This is a genomic window from Burkholderia diffusa, assembly GCF_902499115.1.
GTDB lineage: Bacteria > Pseudomonadota > Gammaproteobacteria > Burkholderiales > Burkholderiaceae > Burkholderia > Burkholderia diffusa.
Genome location: NZ_CABVPN010000029.1, coordinates 39,084 through 56,861 on the forward strand (window position 1 = coordinate 39,084; position 17,778 = coordinate 56,861).

The window sequence follows — 17,778 nt, forward strand, 5'->3', positions numbered from 1 at the left end:
CCGCGCATGCGGCAGGCTCGCGGAAACGGCGCGACGTGCCGGCGGCGAGCGATGAATATGTGACGGGTGTCGGCCGGCGTGAGTCGTTCAGCGCGACGATGCCGACACCCCGCTGCGCGCCGACGACGATACGCGCCGCGTTCCCCGCCGTCGGCCGTCAGGCCGTCAGCGTCACCGACAGGCTGCCGAGTTCGCCGAAGCGCACCGTCAGCGCGTCGCCGATCGGCACGTCGATCGCGCCCGCATACGACCCGGTCGTTACGATCTGGCCGGCACGCGCGCCGTCGCCGCGCGATGCGAGGAAATTGACCAGCCACACGAGCGGCTTGAGCGGATCGCCGTCCGGATGACGGCCGTCGATCGTGCGATTCAGCGCACCTTCGAACGACAGCGCGAGCGTCTCGAGCGGCACGTTCAATCCATCGGGCACGACGGGGCCCACGCACAATCCCTGGTTGAACTGCCCGTCGGCGAGCAGTTCGAACTTCGACGCGCGCGCGGGCTCCGCATAGCGGCAACCCAGCACCTCGAGCACGATGCGCACTTCGCGGATCGCGCCGCGCACGTCGCTCTCGTCGTACGGCTGCGCGCGCGCGGGCAGGTCGCGATCGAGCACGAACGCGATCTCCGGCTCGATCCGCACGATCGGGCCGCCGACGACGCGATACGGCACATCGGCTTCGCGGATCGTCGACGCGAAGATCGGCGCGACGATCACGCGGTCGGGCGGCGGCAGCGCGCATTTCCATCCGCCGATGGCTTCGCCGAGCAGGTCGGCGACGCGATGCTGGATCGCCAGCGCGGTATCGACGCTCTCGGGGCGCAAGGCGTCGGGGAGCAGCGGGCCGGGCACGCCGGCATGGCGGGCGGCGACGAGATGCTGGGCGGCGCCGTCCACGCGTTCGGTAGTCGTTGTCATGTCGGTTGAGCGAGTTGAAAGTGAGCCGGCAAAAAAAGGGCCGGACGAAGGTCGCAACGTCGATGATAGCGCTTTCGGCGGCATGGCCGCCCGGTTGCCCGGCGCGGCCTCGGGGATGGCGCGCCGATTTTTGCGCGTGGCGCTTTGCCGCACGCCGCGTTTTGGGTGGATTTTGATCGCCGTCAAGCTTCCAGCCGGCCGTCCGCCGATGATGGGGACATGGCCACGCGCGACCGCGCGCGGCAACTCACCCCAGCGAGGTTCGCATGTACAAGAAGATCATGGTGGCCGTCGACGGCAGCGCTTCGTCGAAACAGGCGCTTGCCGAGGCAATGAAGGTGGCACTGGCGGGCGACACGCACGTCAGCGTCGTGTACGTGGTCGACAAGTCGGTGCTGTTTACGTACGCGGGTCGTTTCGATCCGCATGCGCTCATCGAGGAAATCCGCGACGACGGGCGCAAGGTGCTGCGTGAAGCCGAAGAGGTCCTCGCGCGGGCCGGCGCGAAGGGCGAGGGCGAACTCGTCGAGACCGAGAGCATTGGCGAGGACGTCGCGGAACGCCTGCAGCGTTACGTCAAGGAGCGCGGGATCGACCTCGCGGTGGTCGGCACGCACGGGCGGCGCGGCATCCGGCGCGTGGTGCTCGGGAGCGTCGCCGAGCGCTTCGTGCGTGGCTCGAAGTGCCCGGTGCTGCTGATTCGCGGCGACGATGCCGGCGAGCCGGCTTCCGCCGCGGCAGCCTGATCTGGCGGACGCGCGATGATACGTCGTCAATACCGGATCGTCGTCGCGGCGATCGCCGTGTTCGTGTCGCTCGCGGGGATGATGGCCGTGGTGACCGGGCTGCTGTTCGACGAAACGATCGCGCTGCGTGGCGGCGCGGTCGCGTTGATCGTCGGCGTGGCCTGCTTTGTCGTCATGCTCAACCCGGGGCCGAAGGGCGAGGGGTGACGCGCGGCGCTTCCTCGGTTTCATGCAAGACCGGCAATCACCGCAGCAGCACCGCCGGTCCGTCTTTCCGCCTCTCTCCGTCCGTCATGTCCGGCGCATTCGCGTCATCCTGCCCGGCCGGCATCGCCCTGGCCGGCATCTCCCGTCTCATCGATTCCGCATCAGGCAGCGCACGCTTTGATTGAATGACTCGCGCATGCGCGAGCACGCCGCTGCTTACCTCATCGCGGCGGTCGAGTCCTGTCCTCGCAGCTTTCCTTCGGTGGCGCACCCGCATTGATCCGGCCTGACACGGCAACCGTTAGCGCGCGCGTGGCAGCGACCCGTGCGTGATTGCATCGCGCCGCGAAAGCGCGTGATGTCGTGACAAAGCGGCTCACGTGCATAACCGTGTGATCGAGCGCCGGCCTGCAACCCGTCAAACCCGTTTCGAAGTCCTTCGTGAAGGCGGGAGCCGCGCGGCGGTTCCAGATGGCAAACACCGGTTGATTCAACGCCACACGGTGCAGGTGAATCCCGAGCCTCGCTCCGGCTACGAGTGGCCGCGATGGACGAACGCGTGATGCGAAGGTCCGGTGCCGAGCATGCCATTAGCGCTCCTGAATCGATCCCCATTTAATACCGATGCGTGCGGGGGCAACGATATCGTGATTTGTATCAAATCGTGATATGTCGATCCGAAAGAGAATTCATTCGATCCGGACGCAAGGGATGGAACCGGACGCCACGAGCCGAATGCCGATCGTCCTTTACATCCGGAATATCACCTCCTTAAATACTCAGGGTCTGCGAAAAGACCGGAAAAACGAGATCCCCATGAGCCATTTCCTGGATAGATTGCGTTATTTCTCCACCACAAGGCCAACATTCTCCGACGGACACGGCGCCGTCACGGACGAGGACCGCAAATGGGAAGACGGCTATCGGCTGCGCTGGCAGCACGACAAGATCGTCCGTTCGACCCACGGGGTGAACTGCACGGGTTCGTGCTCCTGGAAGGTCTATGTGAAAGGCGGGATCGTCACCTGGGAAACGCAGCAGACCGACTACCCCCGCACGCGCCCCGACATGCCGAACCACGAGCCGCGCGGCTGCTCGCGCGGCGCTTCGTACTCCTGGTATCTGTATAGCGCGAACCGTCTCAAGCATCCGATGGTGCGCAGCGCGCTGGTGAAGCTGTGGCGCGAACGCCGCCGCACGCTCGCGCCGGTCGACGCATGGCGTTCGATCGTCGAGGACGACGACGCGCGGCGCTCGTATCAGAGCCGGCGCGGGCTCGGCGGTTTCGTACGCGCGAGCTGGGACGAGGTCAATGAGATCGTTGCGGCCGCAAACGTTTACACGGTCGAGCGGCACGGGCCCGATCGCGTCGTCGGCTTCTCGCCGATTCCGGCGATGTCGATGGTGTCGTACGCGGCGGGCTCGCGCTACCTGTCGCTGATCGGCGGCGTGTGCCTGAGCTTCTACGACTGGTATTGCGACCTGCCGCCCGCGTCGCCGCAGACCTGGGGCGAGCAGACCGACGTGCCGGAATCGGCCGACTGGTACAACTCGACGTTCATCATGATGTGGGGCTCCAACGTCCCGCAGACCCGCACGCCCGATGCGCACTTCCTCGTCGAGGCGCGCTATCGCGGCACGAAGGTCGTGTCGGTGTTCCCCGACTACTCGGAAGGCGCGAAGTTCGGTGATCTGTGGCTGCATCCGAAGCAGGGCACCGACGCGGCGCTCGCGCTCGCGATGGGTCACGTGATCCTGAAGGAGTTCCACCTCGCAGGCAAGAGCGACTATTTCATCGACTACTGCAAGCGCTATACCGACATGCCGGCGCTCGTGCGCCTCGTGCCGCACGGCGATGGCTACGTGCCCGAGCGCCTCGTGCGCGCGTCCGATTTCGACGACGCGCTCGACGAGGCTGCACATCCGGACTGGAAGACCGTGATGATCGACGACGCGACCGGCGAATTCGTCGTGCCGGTGGGCTCGATCGGCTTCCGCTGGGGGCAGCAGGCCAAGGACGGATCGAGCGACAAGGGCAAGTGGAACCTGCGAGGCGAGACGTCGAAGGGTGCGGCGCTGTCACCACGGCTGTCCTGCACGGCCGGGCACGACGACGTGGTCGACGTGCTGTTTCCGTACTTCGGCAACCAGCCGCACGCGCATTTCAACTCGACGCAGCACGGCTCCGAGCTGTCTCGCCGGATCGGCGTGCGGCGCGTCGCGACGCACGACGGCGAGATGCTGGTCGCGACCGTCTACGACCTGTTCGTCGCGAACTACGGGCTCGACCAGGGGCTGGGCGGGCGCGACGTGGCCGCGAGCTACGACGACGATCTTCCATATACGCCTGCCTGGCAGGAAACGATCACGGGCGTGAAGCGCGCGGACGTGATCTCGGTCGCGCGGCAGTTCGCGGAGAACGCGCACAAGACGCAAGGCAAGTCGATGGTGATCATCGGCGCGGGGATCAACCACTGGTTCCACATGGACATGTCGTACCGCGCGATCATCAACATGCTGATCATGTGCGGCTGCGTCGGCAAGCCGGGCGGCGGCTGGTCGCATTACGTGGGCCAGGAGAAGCTGCGTCCGCAGACGGGCTGGACCGCGCTCGCGTTCGCGCTCGACTGGAACCGGCCGCCGCGGCACATGAACGCGACGTCGTTCTTCTACGCGCACACCGATCAGTGGCGCTACGACACGATGGACCCGGGCGCGCTGCTGTCCCCGCTCGCGGACAAGACGCAGTTCCACGGTTCGCCGATCGACTACAACGTGCGCGCCGAACGGATGGGCTGGCTGCCGTCCGCGCCGCAGCTCGCGGTGAATCCGCTGAAGGTCGGTGCGAGTCTCGGCGACCCCGCGCAGGCCGGCGCCGAGGTCGCGCGGCACCTGAAAGCCGGGATGCTGCGGATGGCGTGCGAGGACCCGGATTCCCCCGACAACTTCCCGCGCAACCTGTTCGTGTGGCGCTCGAACCTGCTCGGTTCGTCGGGCAAGGGCCACGAGTATTTCCTGAAGCACCTGCTCGGCACGACCAACGGCGTGCAGGGCGACGACCTCGGCGCGACGGGCGGCGCGCGTCCGGAGGAAGTGAAGTGGCACGACGAAGCGCCGCGCGGCAAGCTCGACCTGCTCGTCACGCTCGACTTCCGGATGTCGACCACCTGCATGTATTCGGACGTCGTGCTGCCGACCGCGACGTGGTACGAGAAGGACGACATGAACACGTCCGACATGCACCCGTTCATCCATCCGCTGTCGGCAGCGGTCGATCCCGCATGGGAATCGAAGAGCGACTGGGAAATCTTCAAGGGGATCGCGAAGCGCTTCTCCGAGCTGTGCGACGGGCATCTTGGCGTCGAACGCGACGTCGTGCTCGCGCCGATCGCGCACGATACGCCGGGCGAACTCGCGCAGCCGTTCGACGTGCAGGACTGGAAGCGCGGCGAATGCGAGCCGGTGCCGGGCCGTACGATGCCGTCGGTGATCGCGGTCGAGCGCGATTATCCGAATACGTATGCACGCTTCACGTCGCTCGGCCCGCTGATGGACAAGCTCGGCAACGCGGGCAAGGGCATCGGCTGGGACACGAAGGACGAAGTGAAGCTGCTCGGCCAGCTCAATTACCAGGTCGCCGGCGGCGCCACGCAGGGGCGCCCGCGCATCGACACCGCGCTCGACGCCGCGGAGGTGATTCTCGCGCTCGCGCCGGAGACCAACGGCGAAGTCGCGGTGAAGGCGTGGCGCGCGTTGTCTGGCATCACCGGCATCGACCACACGCACCTGGCCGCCGCGCGCGCGGACGAGAAGATCCGTTTCCGCGACATCCAGGCGCAACCGCGCAAGATCATCTCGTCGCCGACGTGGAGCGGGATCGAATCCGAGCACGTGTCGTACAACGCCGGTTACGTGAACGTGCACGAGCTGGTGCCGTGGCGCACGCTGACGGGCCGTCAGCAGTTGTACCAGGATCACGCGTGGATGCGCGCGTTCGGCGAGTCGCTGTGCGTGTACAAGCCGCCGATCGACACGGGCAGCTATGCGCACATGGTCGGCAAGCGCTCGAACGGCAATCCGGAGCGCGTGCTCAACTTCCTGACGCCGCACCAGAAGTGGGGGATCCACAGCACGTACACGGACAACCTGCTGATGCTGACGCTGTCGCGCGGCGGCCCGATCGTGTGGATGTCGGAGGACGACGCGAAAGCGATCGGCGCGGTCGATAACGACTGGATCGAGTGCTACAACTCGAACGGTGCATTGTGCGCGCGGGCGGTCGTGAGTCAGCGGATTCCGTCCGGGATGGTGATGATGTACCACGCGCAGGAAAAGATCGTGAACACGCCGGGCTCCGAGATCACCGGCACGCGCGGCGGCATTCACAACTCGGTCACGCGCATCGCGCTGAAGCCGACCCACATGATCGGCGGCTACGCGCAGCTGTCGTACGGCTTCAACTATTACGGCACGGTCGGCTCGAATCGCGACGAGTTCCTGATCGTGCGCAGAATGAGCAAGATCGACTGGCTCGACGGCGAGGAAACCGCGGTCGACCCGACCACACAGGCCGTACGGGATGGAGAAACGTCATGAAGGTACGCGCACAGATCGCGATGGTGCTGAACCTCGACAAGTGCATCGGGTGCCATACCTGCTCGGTGACCTGCAAGAACGTGTGGACCAGCCGCGAAGGGATGGAGTACGCGTGGTTCAACAACGTCGAGACGAAGCCGGGCATCGGCTATCCGAAGGACTGGGAGAATCAGGACCGCTGGCGCGGCGGCTGGCAACGCCGTGCGGACGGCCGGATCGAGCCGCGTATGGGCGGCAAGTGGCGGCTGCTCGCGCAGATTTTCGCGAACCCGCACCTGCCCGAAATCGATGATTACTACGAGCCGTTCACATTCGACTACGGCCATCTTCAGGAAGCGGGCAACACGCGCGCGATGCCGGTCGCGCGGCCGCGCTCGCTGATCAGCGGCCAGCGGCTCGAAAAGATCGAGTGGGGTCCGAACTGGGAGGAAATCCTCGGCGGCGAGTTCGAGAAGCGCGCGAAGGACTACAACTTCGAGTCGGTGCAGAAGGAGATCTACGGGCAGTTCGAGAACACCTTCATGATGTACCTGCCGCGCCTCTGCGAGCACTGCCTGAATCCGGCGTGCGTCGCGTCGTGCCCGTCGGATTCGATCTACAAGCGCGAGGAAGACGGCATCGTGCTGATCGACCAGGACAAGTGCCGCGGGTGGCGCATGTGCGTGTCGGGCTGCCCGTACAAGAAGATCTACTACAACTGGCAGAGCGGCAAGGCCGAGAAGTGCATCTTCTGCTATCCGCGCATCGAGGCCGGCCAGCCGACGGTGTGTTCGGAAACCTGCGTGGGCCGCATCCGCTACCTCGGCGTGCTGCTGTACGACGCCGACAGGATCAGTGAAGCCGCGAGCGCGGAGAACGAGAAGGACCTGTACGAAGCGCAGTTGTCGCTGTTCCTCGATCCGGAGGACCCGGCCGTGATCGCGCAAGCCGAGCGCGACGGCGTGCCGGCCGCGTGGCTCGACGCCGCGCGGCGCTCGCCGACCTACAAGATGGCGATCGACTGGAAGATCGCGTTCCCGCTGCATCCGGAATACCGGACGCTGCCGATGGTGTGGTACGTGCCGCCGCTCTCGCCGATCAACTCGGCCGCCAACAGCGGCGCGCTCGGGATGAACGGCTATCTGCCGGACGTCGAATCGTTGCGCATTCCGCTGCGCTATCTCGCGAACCTGTTGACGGCCGGCGACGAGGCGCCCGTGAAGCTCGCGCTCGAACGGCTGCTCGCGATGCGCGCGTTCATGCGCGCGCGCCACGTCGACGGCGTCGACGCGCGCGGCGTGCTCGACCAGGTCGGTCTGTCGCTCGCGCAGGTCGAGGAGATGTACCGCTATCTCGCGATCGCGAACTACGAGGATCGCTTCGTGATCCCGACGACGCACCGCGAGTATGCGGAAAACGCATACGATCTGCGCGCGTCGTGCGGCTTCTCGTTCGGCAACGGCTGTTCCGACGGCCGTTCGGAGGGCAGCCTGTTCAGTCCGAAGAAGGGCACGAAAACCATTCCGATCCACGAGGCGTCCCGATGACCATCGCACCCGATCCGACCTACGCGGCGTTCGCTGCGCTGCTTGACTATCCCGACGATGCGCTCGTCGACGTGCTCGACTCGATCGAAGCCCACCTGCGCGAATATGCGCGCGCGCCGAAGGCGGTGCGCGCGGGCCTCGACCGCTTCTTCGCCTACGTGCGCGAGCGTGACTTGATGACGCTGCAGGAGAACTACGTCGCGCTGTTCGATCGCGGTCGCGCGACGTCACTGCACCTGTTCGAGCACGTGCACGGCGAATCGCGCGACCGCGGGCAGGCGATGGTCGACCTGCTGCAGATGTACGAGCGGCACGGGTTGACGTTGAATCCGGGCGAGCTGCCCGACTACCTGCCCGTGTTCCTCGAATACCTGTCGCGGCTGCCGGCGACCGATGCGCGCAACCTGCTCGGCGAGACCGGCGAGATCCTGCGCGCGTTGGCCGGCCAACTCGCGCAGCGCGGCAGCCATTACAGCTTCGTTGTCGGCGCGCTGCTGCCGATGGCCGGCCTCGCGTCGGTCGACGCACCGGCGGCCGCGGACGACGACATCGCAGGCGAGCGGCCGAGTGCCGACGACTACCGCGCGCTCGACGCGTCGTATGCGGACGAGGCAGTGCGCTTCGTCGGCGCGGCAACGCCGGCCGAGCAGACGGTGCGGTTCCACGACAAGCGGCCGGCCCGCAGCGCATAAGCGCGGGCTCAACTGGGGAAAGACATGAACGCTTATTTGCATCAGTTCCTGTTCGGGATCTACCCGTACATCTGTCTCGCGGTGCTGCTGGTCGGCAGCCTGATCCGCTTCGACCGCGAGCAGTACACGTGGAAGAGCGATTCGTCGCAGCTGCTGCGCCACGGGATGCTGCGGCTCGGCAGCAACCTGTTCCACTGGGGCGTGCTGGTCGTCGTGCTCGGGCACTTCGGCGGCTTCCTCGCACCGCACTGGCTCGTGTCGCCGTTCCTGTCGGCGTCCGGGCACCAGCTCGTCGCGATGGTGGCGGGCGGTGCGGCCGGCGTCGCGGCGATCATCGGGCTGACGATCCTGATCTGGCGCCGCCTCGGCGACCCGCGCATCCGCAAGAACAGCCGCCAGTCCGACATCCTGATCGTGCTGATGCTGTGGGTGCAACTCGCGCTCGGGCTCGGCACCGTCGTGCTGTCGACGCGCCACATGGACGGCGTGATGTTCGAGCAGCTCACCGATTACGTGAAGGGCGTCGGCACGTTCCGGCCGGACATCGCGAGCCTGCTGGTCGGCGTGCCGCTGACGTACCGGCTGCATATCCTGCTGGGCTTCACGATCTTCCTCGTGTCGCCGTTCACGCGGATGGTGCACATCTGGAGCGGTATCGCGTCGGTCGCGTACCTGATCCGCCCGTACCAGCTCGTGCGCAAGCGCTGAGGAGGCCACATGAACGACGTTCTCTCCGAAGTCGCGACCGCGCCGCTGGCGATCAACGGTGTTGCGATCGACGACGCGGCCATTGCGGCCGAGGCCGAGCATCACGGCGATGCACCCGATCCGCTCGACGCGGCACGGCATGCGCTCGCGGTGCGCGAACTGCTGCGTCAGCGCGCGGTATCGCTCGGGCTGATCGATGAAAGCACACCCCTCGACGACGCAGCGGTCGATGCCTTGCTCGAGCGCGAGCTGACTCACGTGCCCGAACCCGATCGCGCCGATTGCGAGCGCTACTACGGGCAGCATCCGACGCGTTTTCGCCGCGGCGACATCGTGTATGCGAGCCACGTGCTGTTCGCGGTGACCGACCGCGTGCCGCTCGCACCGCTGCGGCAGCGCGCGGAACGTGCGCTCGCCGACGTGGTGGCCGCGCCCGACACGTTCGAAGCGGTCGCGCGCGCGTCTTCGAATTGTCCGTCGGCACAAGTCGGCGGCAGCCTCGGGCAGCTCCTGCGCGGCGACACCGTGCCGGAATTCGAGGCTGCGCTGTTCGATACGGACGGGCTCGGCGTGCTGCCGAAACTCGTCAATACCCGCTTTGGCTTCCACATCGTGCGCATCGAGCGACGCGTGCCTGGCGACGTGGTGCCGTTCGACGAGGCCGCCGGCCAGATCGCCGCGTACCTGTCGGAACGCGTGCGGCAGCGGGCGATACGGCAGTACGTGGCGATACTCGCGGGCGGCGCGCGGGTCGAAGGCGTGACCTTCGACGGCGCGAACGGCCCGCTCGTCCAATGAAACGAGGTTTTGCGTATGGCAATTCAACAAGGTAACGTCCGCCTGGCCGCGGAGACGCCGGCCGTTCCGCTGCGCGCATGGTCGGTGCTGGCCGCGAGCACGCTCGCGTTCATGGTGTGTTTCGTCGTGTGGATGATGTTCGGCGTGCTCGGCGTGCAACTGCGCACCGATCTCGGGCTGAACAGCACGGAATTCGGGCTGCTCACGTCGACGCCCGTGCTGACCGGCGCGCTGATGCGCTTGCCGCTGGGCACGTGGACCGACCGCTTCGGCGGCCGGATCGTGATGACGGTGCTGCTCGTCGTGTGTGCGATTCCCGTGTACATCGTCAGCTACGCGACGCAGCTGTGGCAGTTCCTCTTGATCGGGCTGTTCCTCGGCTGCGTCGGCGCGTCGTTCGCGGTCGGCACGCCGTACGTCGCGCGCTTTTTCCCGCCGAAGCGGCGTGGGCTCGCGATGGGCGTGTTCGGTGCGGGCACGTGCGGCGCGGCGGTCAACCTGTTCGTCACGCCGCTGCTGCTGTCCGCATATGGATGGCGCTTCGTGCCGCGCGTCTACGCAGTCGCATTGCTCGTCACGGCCGTGATCTTCTGGTTCGCGTCGGCACCCGATCCAGGGGCAGGCAAACGGGGTGGATCGATGCTCGATGCGTTCAAGGTGTTGCGCGATCCGCGCGTGTGGCGGCTCTGCCAGTACTACTCGATCACGTTCGGCGGCTTCACGGCACTGTCGCTGTGGATTCCGCAGTACCTGAAGAGCGAATACGGGATGTCGCTCGTGATGGCATCCGCGTTCGCGGCCGGCTTCTCGCTGCCGGGCTCCCTGTTGCGTGCGCTCGGCGGCGCGCTGTCCGACCGCTTCGGCGCGCATGCGGTCACCTGGTGGGGACTGTGGGTCGCGTGGATCTGCCTGTTCCTGCTGTCGTATCCGGCGACCGACTTCGTGATTCACACGATCGACGGCACCGCGTCGCTGAATCTGTCGATGCCGGTGGCAGGCTTCGTCGCGCTGGCCTTCGTGCTCGGTGCGGTGTTCGCGTTCGGGATGGCGTCGACCTTCAAGTACGTCGCCGACGATTTCCCGGACAACATGGGCGTCGTTACGGGCATCGTCGGCCTCGCGGGCGGGCTCGGCGGCTTTCTGCTGCCGATCCTGTTCGGCCTGCTGCTCGACTTGCTGCGCGTGCGCACGACCTGCTTCATGTTCTTGTACGGGATCGTGTGGGTGTCGCTGATCCTGATCTACCTGTCCGAGGTGCGGCGCACGCCTGTGACGGGCTGAACGTTCCTGCGCGATGCCGGTAGCCTGCGGCATCGCGCACGCATCTTGCAGCACGCCGGGCGTTTTCGAGCGTCCGCAGTTCTGTCAAACTGGCGCCCATGACACCGCGCCTCGCCTTATCGCCTTCCTCCGATTCCACACCTGCGCCCGCGGGCTTCCCCGACGCCGACGAACTGGCCGCGCTGCGCGCGTGGTACGCGGGCATGACCGTGCGGCAGGCCGTCGAGCGCTACCTGCCCGATCGGCTCGGCGAAGGGCGCTCGGCGCGCGGCGTGATCGGCGGGATTCGTCGCCGTCTCGTGCGTGTCGCGCGGCAGGCAGGGCGGCCCGATCTCGCGGAGCAACTGGGTCATGCCGACAGCGCGCGCATTCAGATGGCGAAGGCCGCGACCGATGCGATCGGCCTGCTGCGCCATGCGCGAGCGCCGGTGCCGCAGATCAGCGACGACGTTGGTTTGTGGCTGCCCGCACGCGCAGTCGTCGCGCTGCGCGCACACGGGATCGCGACGCTGGCCGACCTGACCGTGCGGATTCCGCGGCGGCGCCAGTGGTGGCGCGCAATAACGGGGCTCGGCGTGGCGAGCGCGCGCCACATCGAGGCGTTCTTTTCCGCGCATCCCGACTTGACGGAGCGGGCGCGCGCGCTGATCGCGGCGACGCCGCGCAGCGCCATCGTGCCGTGGGAGCACCTGAAGTTGCCGCACGAGGTCGACGGGTCGGCCGGCACGTTCCGCGCGCCGCGCGCGACCAGCACGCTCGACGCGGACAACGATTACGCGGCCGTGCACGCGTGGCTGTCGCTGCACGAATCGGCCGCGACGCGCCGCGCGTACCGGAAGGAGGCCGAGCGGCTGATCCTGTGGGCGATCGTCGAGCGCGGGCGCGCGCTGTCGTCGCTGACCACCGAGGATGCGGTTGCGTATCGCGCGTTCCTGCGCAACCCGACGCCGCACGAACGCTGGATCGGCCCGGTGCGGCCGCGCGGCGCGCCGGACTGGCGGCCGTTTTCGGGCGGATTGTCCGCGCGTTCGGCCGCGTACACGCTATCGGTTCTCGGCGCGCTGTTCCGCTGGCTGATCGAGCAGCGCTATCTGCTCGCGAATCCGTTCGCGGGCGTCAAGGTGCGCGATACGCGCGGCGCGAATGCGCTGGACACGTCGCATGCGTTCACCGAAGGCGAGTGGCTGCTCGTGCGCACGATCGCGGACGGGCTCGAGTTTCGCAAGGCCAAGCCGTCCGGCGCACCGCAGTCCGGCTGGACGCCGGCCGCCGCGCAACGGCTGCGTTTCATCCTCGATTTCGGCTATGCGACCGGGCTGCGCGCGAGCGAACTGGTCGGCGCGACGCTTGGCGACATCGAAACGGACGCGCACGGCGATGCGTGGCTGAAGGTGATCGGCAAGGGCAGCAAGGCCGCGCGCGTCGCGCTGCCGCCGCTCGCGCGCACGGCGCTCGATCGTCATCTGGTCGCGCGGCGGCTGCCGGTCACGCCGGTGCGCTGGCGGCCCGATACGCCGCTGATTCCGAGCCTTGCGGAAGACGGGGCGGCCGGAATTACGAGCGTGCGGCTGTGGAAGGTGATGCAGCGTTTCTTCGCGCAGACGGCCGCGCTCGTCGATGACGACAACCCGTCGCTCGCGCAGAAGCTGCGCCAGGCGAGCCCGCACTGGATGCGTCATACGCATGCGACGCATGCGCTCGCGCGCGGCGCGGAGCTGACGACGGTGCGGGACAACCTGCGGCATGCGTCGATCTCGACGACCTCGATTTATCTGCACGGGGACGATGTGAAGCGGGCACGGCAGATGTCGAGTGCGTTTTCGGCTGACAAATGAGCAGGGCGCGCGCGTGATCGCATGAAATCTGAACGGAACGACACCGCGTCGGTGACGGTCAGAAGGGTTATTCGGTAACGGAGCGGATGGATGGCATCGAGTCAGGGAACCGTCGATTTCGTCGTCGAGCAGATGGCTGCAGCGGGTACCGTGTCGGCGCGCAAGATGTTCGGCGAGTACGGCATCTACTGCGATGGCAAGATGGTCGCGCTGGTGTGCGACGACCGGTTGTTCGTCAAGCCGACGCCTGACGGGCGTGCGTTTCTCGGCACCTGCGACGAAGCGCCACCGTATCCGACGGCGAAGCCGCATCTCGTCATTGGGGGCGAGCGCTGGGACGACCGCGAATGGCTGTCGGCGCTGATCCGGATCACTGCTGCGCAACTGCCGGTGCCGGTGAAGCGGGGTCGATAGCGGTCGGCGTATTCTGTGAACCATGTGCGCGACCATCGCGCCCCCCGCTGGAGCACAAGAATGGAGACATCCGAACATCCGCAAACACCACGATATGCGCGCCGTGCATGGCACGCGCTGGTCGCAGCCCTGTGCCTCGGCTGGTGCGCGCTGTCGTTCGGCGCGGACGGCGCGGCGGCGCTGCTCGACCGTTACCACAGCCTCGGTGCGCAACTGAAGGACAACGCGTTTCACCGGCCGCTATACCTCGAATCGTCGGAGGCGTCGTCGTCGCTGAAGGGCGACATCTACGCGGTCGTCGACTATCCGTTTGCCGTCGTGAACGGCAAGCTCAACGATCCCGCGCAGGGCCCCGCGAACTGGTGCGCGGTGCTGATCCTGCACCTGAACACGAAGTACTGTCACGCGTCGACCGGCAGCGACGGCCCGGTGCTCGACGTGAACCTCGGCCGCAAGATCGAGCAGAAGCTGTCGGATACCTATCGCGTGCAGTTCCGCTACCGCGTGGCCGCCGCGACGCCTGACTATTTTCAGGTCGACCTGACCGCCGACAGCGGCCCGATGGGCACGAAGGACTACCGGATCGCGCTGGAGGCCGTGCCGGTCGGCGCGTCGCGCACGTTTCTGCACCTGACGTATTCGTACGGCTTCGGCGCCGTCGGACGCATGGCGATGAAGACCTACCTCGCGACGGTCGGCAGCGACAAGGTCGGGTTCACGGCAGCCAGCGGCGCATCGGCGACGCAGCCGCAGTACATCGGCGGCGTGCGCGGATTGCTGGAGCGCAACACGATGCGCTACTACCTCGCGATCGACACGTATCTCGCGACGCTCGACAAGCCGCTCGACCAGCGCCTTGCGCGCTGGTTCGACGCGACCGAGCAGTATCCGAAGCAACTGCACGAAGTCGAGCGGGGCGCGTATCTGCAGATGAAGGCACAGGAAGTGCAGCGGCAGCAAGCGGCGCGATGACGCCGCCTGCTGCCGGGCTGCTCGGCGCCGATCAGTTCGACGCGCCGCCGACCGTGCGAATGCTGTGCCACTGCCCCTGTTCGACGCGGAACAGCGTGTAGGGCGGCTTGATCAGGTCGCCGCGTTCGTCGAACGAGATCTTCCCCGTCACGCCCGTGACCGACACCCCCGGCAGGCTCGCGACGATCTTGCCGCGATCGACCGAATCGGCCTTGCGAACGGCCGCGATCATGGCAAGCGCCGCGTCGTACGCGAACGGTGCATACAGCTCGACGTCCTGGTTGAAGCGCGCCTTGTAGCGCTGCGCGAACGCGATGGCGGACGGCAGCTTGTCGAGCGCCGGGCCCGGCTCGAGATCCTGCGTGCCTTCGCCCGCGTTGCCGGCGATCTTCAGGAACGCATTGCTTTTCAACGCGCCGGCGCCGAACAGCTGCGCGCGGATGCCGAGCGAGCGCATCTGCTTGACGAGCATCGCGCCCTGTTCGTCGAGGCCGCCGAAGAACAGCAGGTCGACGTTGTTGCTCTTCATCGTCGTCAGGATGCCGCGGAAATCGACGGCCTTGTCGTTCGTGTATTCGCGGCCGACGATGCTGCCGTGCGCGTCCTTGACGCCTTTCTCGAATGCGTCGGCAAGCCCCTGGCCGAATGCGGTGCGATCGTCGATGATGCCGATCCGCTTCGCCTTGAACTGCTCGACCGCGAAGCGGCCGGCCACCACGCCGCCGACGCCGTCGTGCCCCATCGTGCGGAACACGTTCTTGAAGCCCTGCATCGTCAGTTGCGGATTGGTCGAGCCGGGCGTGATCATCGCGACGTTCGCCTGCCTGTAGACGGCCGACGCGGGGATGCTGCAGCCCGAGTTGTAGTGGCCGATCACACCGACCACGCCGTCGTCGACGAGCTTCTGTGCGACCTGGATCGCGATGCGCGGATCGGCCACGGTAGCGACGATACCGCGTGCAACGGCGAAGGCTGCCGGCTCGCTCCCCGTGTCGAACAGACCGACGTCGGTGCCCGCACCGGGCGCAGGTGAACAGCCGCAGCGCGTTGCGCCACCGGACAGCGTCCGCATCTCGTCCCGAACCCTTCATCGTCGGCTCGCTGACGCCCGCGTGGCACGCCCCATCGCTCTCGTGCCATTTTCATGGCCGTGCAGCTCGGGCAGCCTCGACCTTTTCCTGTCAGGCCGGTCGGGCGTGACCAGCCAGCGCCGACAGCGCTGCGCGTCACGTCGTATTGCTCTCCGGTCGCCGCTCCCCGCACCAAATTCGTAAGACGTACAGTTCGCCCGAAGTCGCAAATTCGCGACGAACTGTACTCTTCTGTGCGTGTCCGATGTGTGTACTCTGCGTCAACTGTTCTGCTCTTAAGATTCCATCATCAAGTGCACAGTGCCGCAGGCCCAGACATCACGGGCCTTCCGGCGCATCTTCAAAAGCGAGCCACTGCGATGGAAAAGGCAAAACCCGAGGGAGCAATCAGGCATCACGACAGCCTGGTCAGCAGGCAGCACACGCACGGAACGGGCGTGCACGGGGCGGCGGCGCGCATGCGCTGGGCGGCGGGGAGCACGCAATGAAGCTCTACGAAAAACTCGCGGACGACATCGAACGTCTGATCCGCCAGGGCGTGTACCGGCACGGCGACCGGATTCCGTCGGTGCGGCAGGCGAGCCAGCAGCACCGGATCAGCATCACGACCGTGCTGCACGCGTACCTGTTGCTCGAAAGCCGCGGGCTGCTGGAAAGCCGTCCGCAGTCGGGCTACTTCGTGAACCTGCGTCGCGACGACAACCATGCGCCGGTGCGCGAGCTGCGGCCGTCGAAGCCGATCGCGATTTCGTCGTCGGTCGACATGAGCCGGCTCGTGCTGTCGACGTTGCGCTCGATCGGCACCGACGACGCGGTGCCGCTCGGTTCGCCGTATCCGGATCCGAGCCTCTTTCCGTTCGAGAAGCTGAACCGCTACGCGTATGCGGCCGGCCGGGACAAGTCGCTGTGGGGCGTGACCGACGGGCTGCCGCCCGGCCATCCGCGCCTGATCCGGCAGATCGCACGGCGCTACCTGGAAAACGGCATGTCGGTCGACCCGAACGAGATCATCGTGACGGTCGGCGCGACGGAGGCGATCAACCTGTGCCTGCAGGCGGTCGCGAAACCGGGTGACACGATCGCGGTGGAGTCGCCGACGTTCTACGCGATGCTGCATGCGATCGAGCGGATGGGGATGAAGGCGATCGAGGTCGCGACGCATCCGGAATACGGGATCGATATCGCCGCGCTGGCGGCAATCGCAAAGTCGCAGCCGATCGCCGCGTGCATGGTGATGCCGAATTTCCAGAATCCGCTGGGCTTCCAGATGCCCGACGAGCGCAAGCGCGAACTGGTGGAATTCGCGACCCGCGTCGACATGCCGATCATCGAGAACGGTGTGTATAACGAACTGTATTTCGGCGAGTCGCATCCGAGCACGCTGAAGTCCTACGACCGCAACGGGATCGTGCTGCATTGCGCATCGTTTTCGAAGAGCCTGACGGCGGCTTACCGGGTCGGCTGGGCGTTGCCGGGCCGGTATCGCGATCAGGTCGAGAAGCTGAAGTTCCTGAACACGCTGGCCACGCCGTCGCTGCCGCAGCTTGCGATCGCCGAGTTTCTCGAACGCGACGGCTACGAGCATCACCTGCGGCGCTTGCGCAAGGCGTATGCGCAGCAGGCGAACCTGATGCGCGCGATGGTGTCGCGATTCTTCCCTGAAGGCACGCGCATCTCCAGCCCGGCCGGCGGCTACGTGCTGTGGGTCGAGTTGCCGGTGCAGGTCGACGCGATGCGGCTGTATCAGCTCGCGCTGGAGCAGGGAATCACGATCGGCCCCGGCTACATGTTCTCGATCACCGACAACTACCGGAACTTCATCCGGTTGAACTACAGCAGCCCGTGGTCGCCGGAGATCGAGCGAGCGGTGATCGCGGTCGGGAAGCTCGCCGCCTCGTGCGTGCGATGAAGCGAAGGCCGGTGCGCGTCGCACGCACCGGCCGAGATGGTGTCGCGCGGCGATCAGCCGGCCCTCGCGCGCAGAAACCCGGAC

The 17,778-nt window shown here is 66.7% G+C and carries 13 protein-coding genes and 1 pseudogene; 12 read left to right on the forward strand and 2 right to left on the reverse strand.

Features of this window, described 5'->3' with window-relative positions:
- Positions 1 to 157: 157 nt before the first annotated feature.
- Positions 158 to 919 carry a 2-keto-4-pentenoate hydratase gene (locus BTE28158_RS26070; protein ID WP_124625533.1) on the reverse strand — a complete coding sequence of 254 codons (762 nt, stop codon included), beginning with the start codon at positions 917 to 919 and terminating at the stop codon, positions 158 to 160.
- Positions 920 to 1,185: 266 nt separating this feature from the next.
- Between BTE28158_RS26070 and BTE28158_RS26075 the strand changes: the two genes are divergently transcribed.
- The 11 genes from BTE28158_RS26075 to BTE28158_RS26125 all read left to right on the forward strand — a co-directional run bounded on the left by BTE28158_RS26075 (position 1,186) and on the right by BTE28158_RS26125 (position 14,694).
- Positions 1,186 to 1,665: a universal stress protein gene (locus BTE28158_RS26075; protein WP_059605845.1), complete on the forward strand. Its 480-nt coding sequence runs from the start codon at positions 1,186 to 1,188 to the stop codon at positions 1,663 to 1,665.
- A 15-nt stretch (positions 1,666 to 1,680) separates the two neighbouring features.
- A complete protein-coding gene (locus BTE28158_RS26080; protein WP_059511565.1) occupies positions 1,681 to 1,872 on the forward strand; it encodes a DUF2964 family protein in 192 nt (63 codons plus the stop codon).
- An 816-nt stretch (positions 1,873 to 2,688) separates the two neighbouring features.
- The gene (locus BTE28158_RS26085; protein WP_151048108.1) at positions 2,689 to 6,468 is read left to right on the forward strand and encodes a nitrate reductase subunit alpha; all 3,780 of its coding nucleotides are present in this window, start codon (positions 2,689 to 2,691) and stop codon (positions 6,466 to 6,468) included.
- Positions 6,465 to 7,994 carry a nitrate reductase subunit beta gene (narH, locus tag BTE28158_RS26090; RefSeq protein WP_151048109.1) on the forward strand — a complete coding sequence of 510 codons (1,530 nt, stop codon included), beginning with the start codon at positions 6,465 to 6,467 and terminating at the stop codon, positions 7,992 to 7,994. Before BTE28158_RS26085 ends, narH begins: the two co-directional genes overlap by 4 nt.
- A complete protein-coding gene (gene narJ, locus BTE28158_RS26095) occupies positions 7,991 to 8,686 on the forward strand; it encodes a nitrate reductase molybdenum cofactor assembly chaperone (RefSeq protein ID WP_151048110.1) in 696 nt (231 codons plus the stop codon). Before narH ends, narJ begins: the two co-directional genes overlap by 4 nt.
- Positions 8,687 to 8,710: 24 nt before the next feature.
- Complete coding sequence (gene narI / locus BTE28158_RS26100; RefSeq protein ID WP_151048111.1) at positions 8,711 to 9,394, forward strand: respiratory nitrate reductase subunit gamma; 684 nt, start codon at positions 8,711 to 8,713, stop codon at positions 9,392 to 9,394.
- A gap of 9 nt (positions 9,395 to 9,403) precedes the next feature.
- Positions 9,404 to 10,192 carry a peptidylprolyl isomerase gene (locus BTE28158_RS26105; RefSeq protein WP_124625526.1) on the forward strand — a complete coding sequence of 263 codons (789 nt, stop codon included), beginning with the start codon at positions 9,404 to 9,406 and terminating at the stop codon, positions 10,190 to 10,192.
- A gap of 15 nt (positions 10,193 to 10,207) precedes the next feature.
- Positions 10,208 to 11,473 carry an MFS transporter gene (locus BTE28158_RS26110; RefSeq protein ID WP_059605866.1) on the forward strand — a complete coding sequence of 422 codons (1,266 nt, stop codon included), beginning with the start codon at positions 10,208 to 10,210 and terminating at the stop codon, positions 11,471 to 11,473.
- Between the two features lie 98 nt (positions 11,474 to 11,571).
- Entirely contained in the window at positions 11,572 to 13,308 is a 1,737-nt protein-coding gene (locus BTE28158_RS26115) for a site-specific integrase (RefSeq protein ID WP_151048112.1), read from the forward strand.
- A gap of 90 nt (positions 13,309 to 13,398) precedes the next feature.
- Positions 13,399 to 13,722 (forward strand): TfoX/Sxy family protein, encoded by a 324-nt coding sequence (locus tag BTE28158_RS26120; protein WP_151048113.1) that lies wholly within the window; start codon positions 13,399 to 13,401, stop codon positions 13,720 to 13,722.
- A gap of 60 nt (positions 13,723 to 13,782) precedes the next feature.
- The gene (locus BTE28158_RS26125; protein WP_151048114.1) at positions 13,783 to 14,694 is read left to right on the forward strand and encodes a hypothetical protein; all 912 of its coding nucleotides are present in this window, start codon (positions 13,783 to 13,785) and stop codon (positions 14,692 to 14,694) included.
- A gap of 31 nt (positions 14,695 to 14,725) precedes the next feature.
- Here BTE28158_RS26125 and BTE28158_RS26130 read toward each other — a convergent pair.
- A pseudogene (locus tag BTE28158_RS26130) lies at positions 14,726 to 15,634 on the reverse strand (branched-chain amino acid ABC transporter substrate-binding protein); the annotation flags it as partial.
- 635 nt (positions 15,635 to 16,269) lie between these two features.
- On the opposite strand from BTE28158_RS26130, the gene BTE28158_RS26135 reads away from it, so the two are divergent.
- On the forward strand, positions 16,270 to 17,694 hold the full coding sequence (locus tag BTE28158_RS26135) for an aminotransferase-like domain-containing protein (RefSeq protein WP_151048115.1): 1,425 nt from the start codon (positions 16,270 to 16,272) through the stop codon (positions 17,692 to 17,694).
- The last annotated feature ends 84 nt before the right edge of the window (positions 17,695 to 17,778 follow it).

Excerpts from the sequence above, each read along its gene's own strand:
- BTE28158_RS26070 (WP_124625533.1), bottom strand. The coding sequence starts at position 919 with ATGACAACGACTACCGAACGCGTGGACGGCGCCGCCCAGCATCTCGTC.
- BTE28158_RS26075 (WP_059605845.1), top strand. The coding sequence starts at position 1,186 with ATGTACAAGAAGATCATGGTGGCCGTCGACGGCAGCGCTTCGTCGAAA.
- BTE28158_RS26080 (WP_059511565.1), top strand. The coding sequence starts at position 1,681 with ATGATACGTCGTCAATACCGGATCGTCGTCGCGGCGATCGCCGTGTTC.
- BTE28158_RS26085 (WP_151048108.1), top strand. The coding sequence starts at position 2,689 with ATGAGCCATTTCCTGGATAGATTGCGTTATTTCTCCACCACAAGGCCA.
- narH (WP_151048109.1), top strand. The coding sequence starts at position 6,465 with ATGAAGGTACGCGCACAGATCGCGATGGTGCTGAACCTCGACAAGTGC.
- narJ (WP_151048110.1), top strand. The coding sequence starts at position 7,991 with ATGACCATCGCACCCGATCCGACCTACGCGGCGTTCGCTGCGCTGCTT.
- narI (WP_151048111.1), top strand. The coding sequence starts at position 8,711 with ATGAACGCTTATTTGCATCAGTTCCTGTTCGGGATCTACCCGTACATC.
- BTE28158_RS26105 (WP_124625526.1), top strand. The coding sequence starts at position 9,404 with ATGAACGACGTTCTCTCCGAAGTCGCGACCGCGCCGCTGGCGATCAAC.
- BTE28158_RS26110 (WP_059605866.1), top strand. The coding sequence starts at position 10,208 with ATGGCAATTCAACAAGGTAACGTCCGCCTGGCCGCGGAGACGCCGGCC.
- BTE28158_RS26115 (WP_151048112.1), top strand. The coding sequence starts at position 11,572 with ATGACACCGCGCCTCGCCTTATCGCCTTCCTCCGATTCCACACCTGCG.
- BTE28158_RS26120 (WP_151048113.1), top strand. The coding sequence starts at position 13,399 with ATGGCATCGAGTCAGGGAACCGTCGATTTCGTCGTCGAGCAGATGGCT.
- BTE28158_RS26125 (WP_151048114.1), top strand. The coding sequence starts at position 13,783 with ATGGAGACATCCGAACATCCGCAAACACCACGATATGCGCGCCGTGCA.
- BTE28158_RS26135 (WP_151048115.1), top strand. The coding sequence starts at position 16,270 with ATGAAGCTCTACGAAAAACTCGCGGACGACATCGAACGTCTGATCCGC.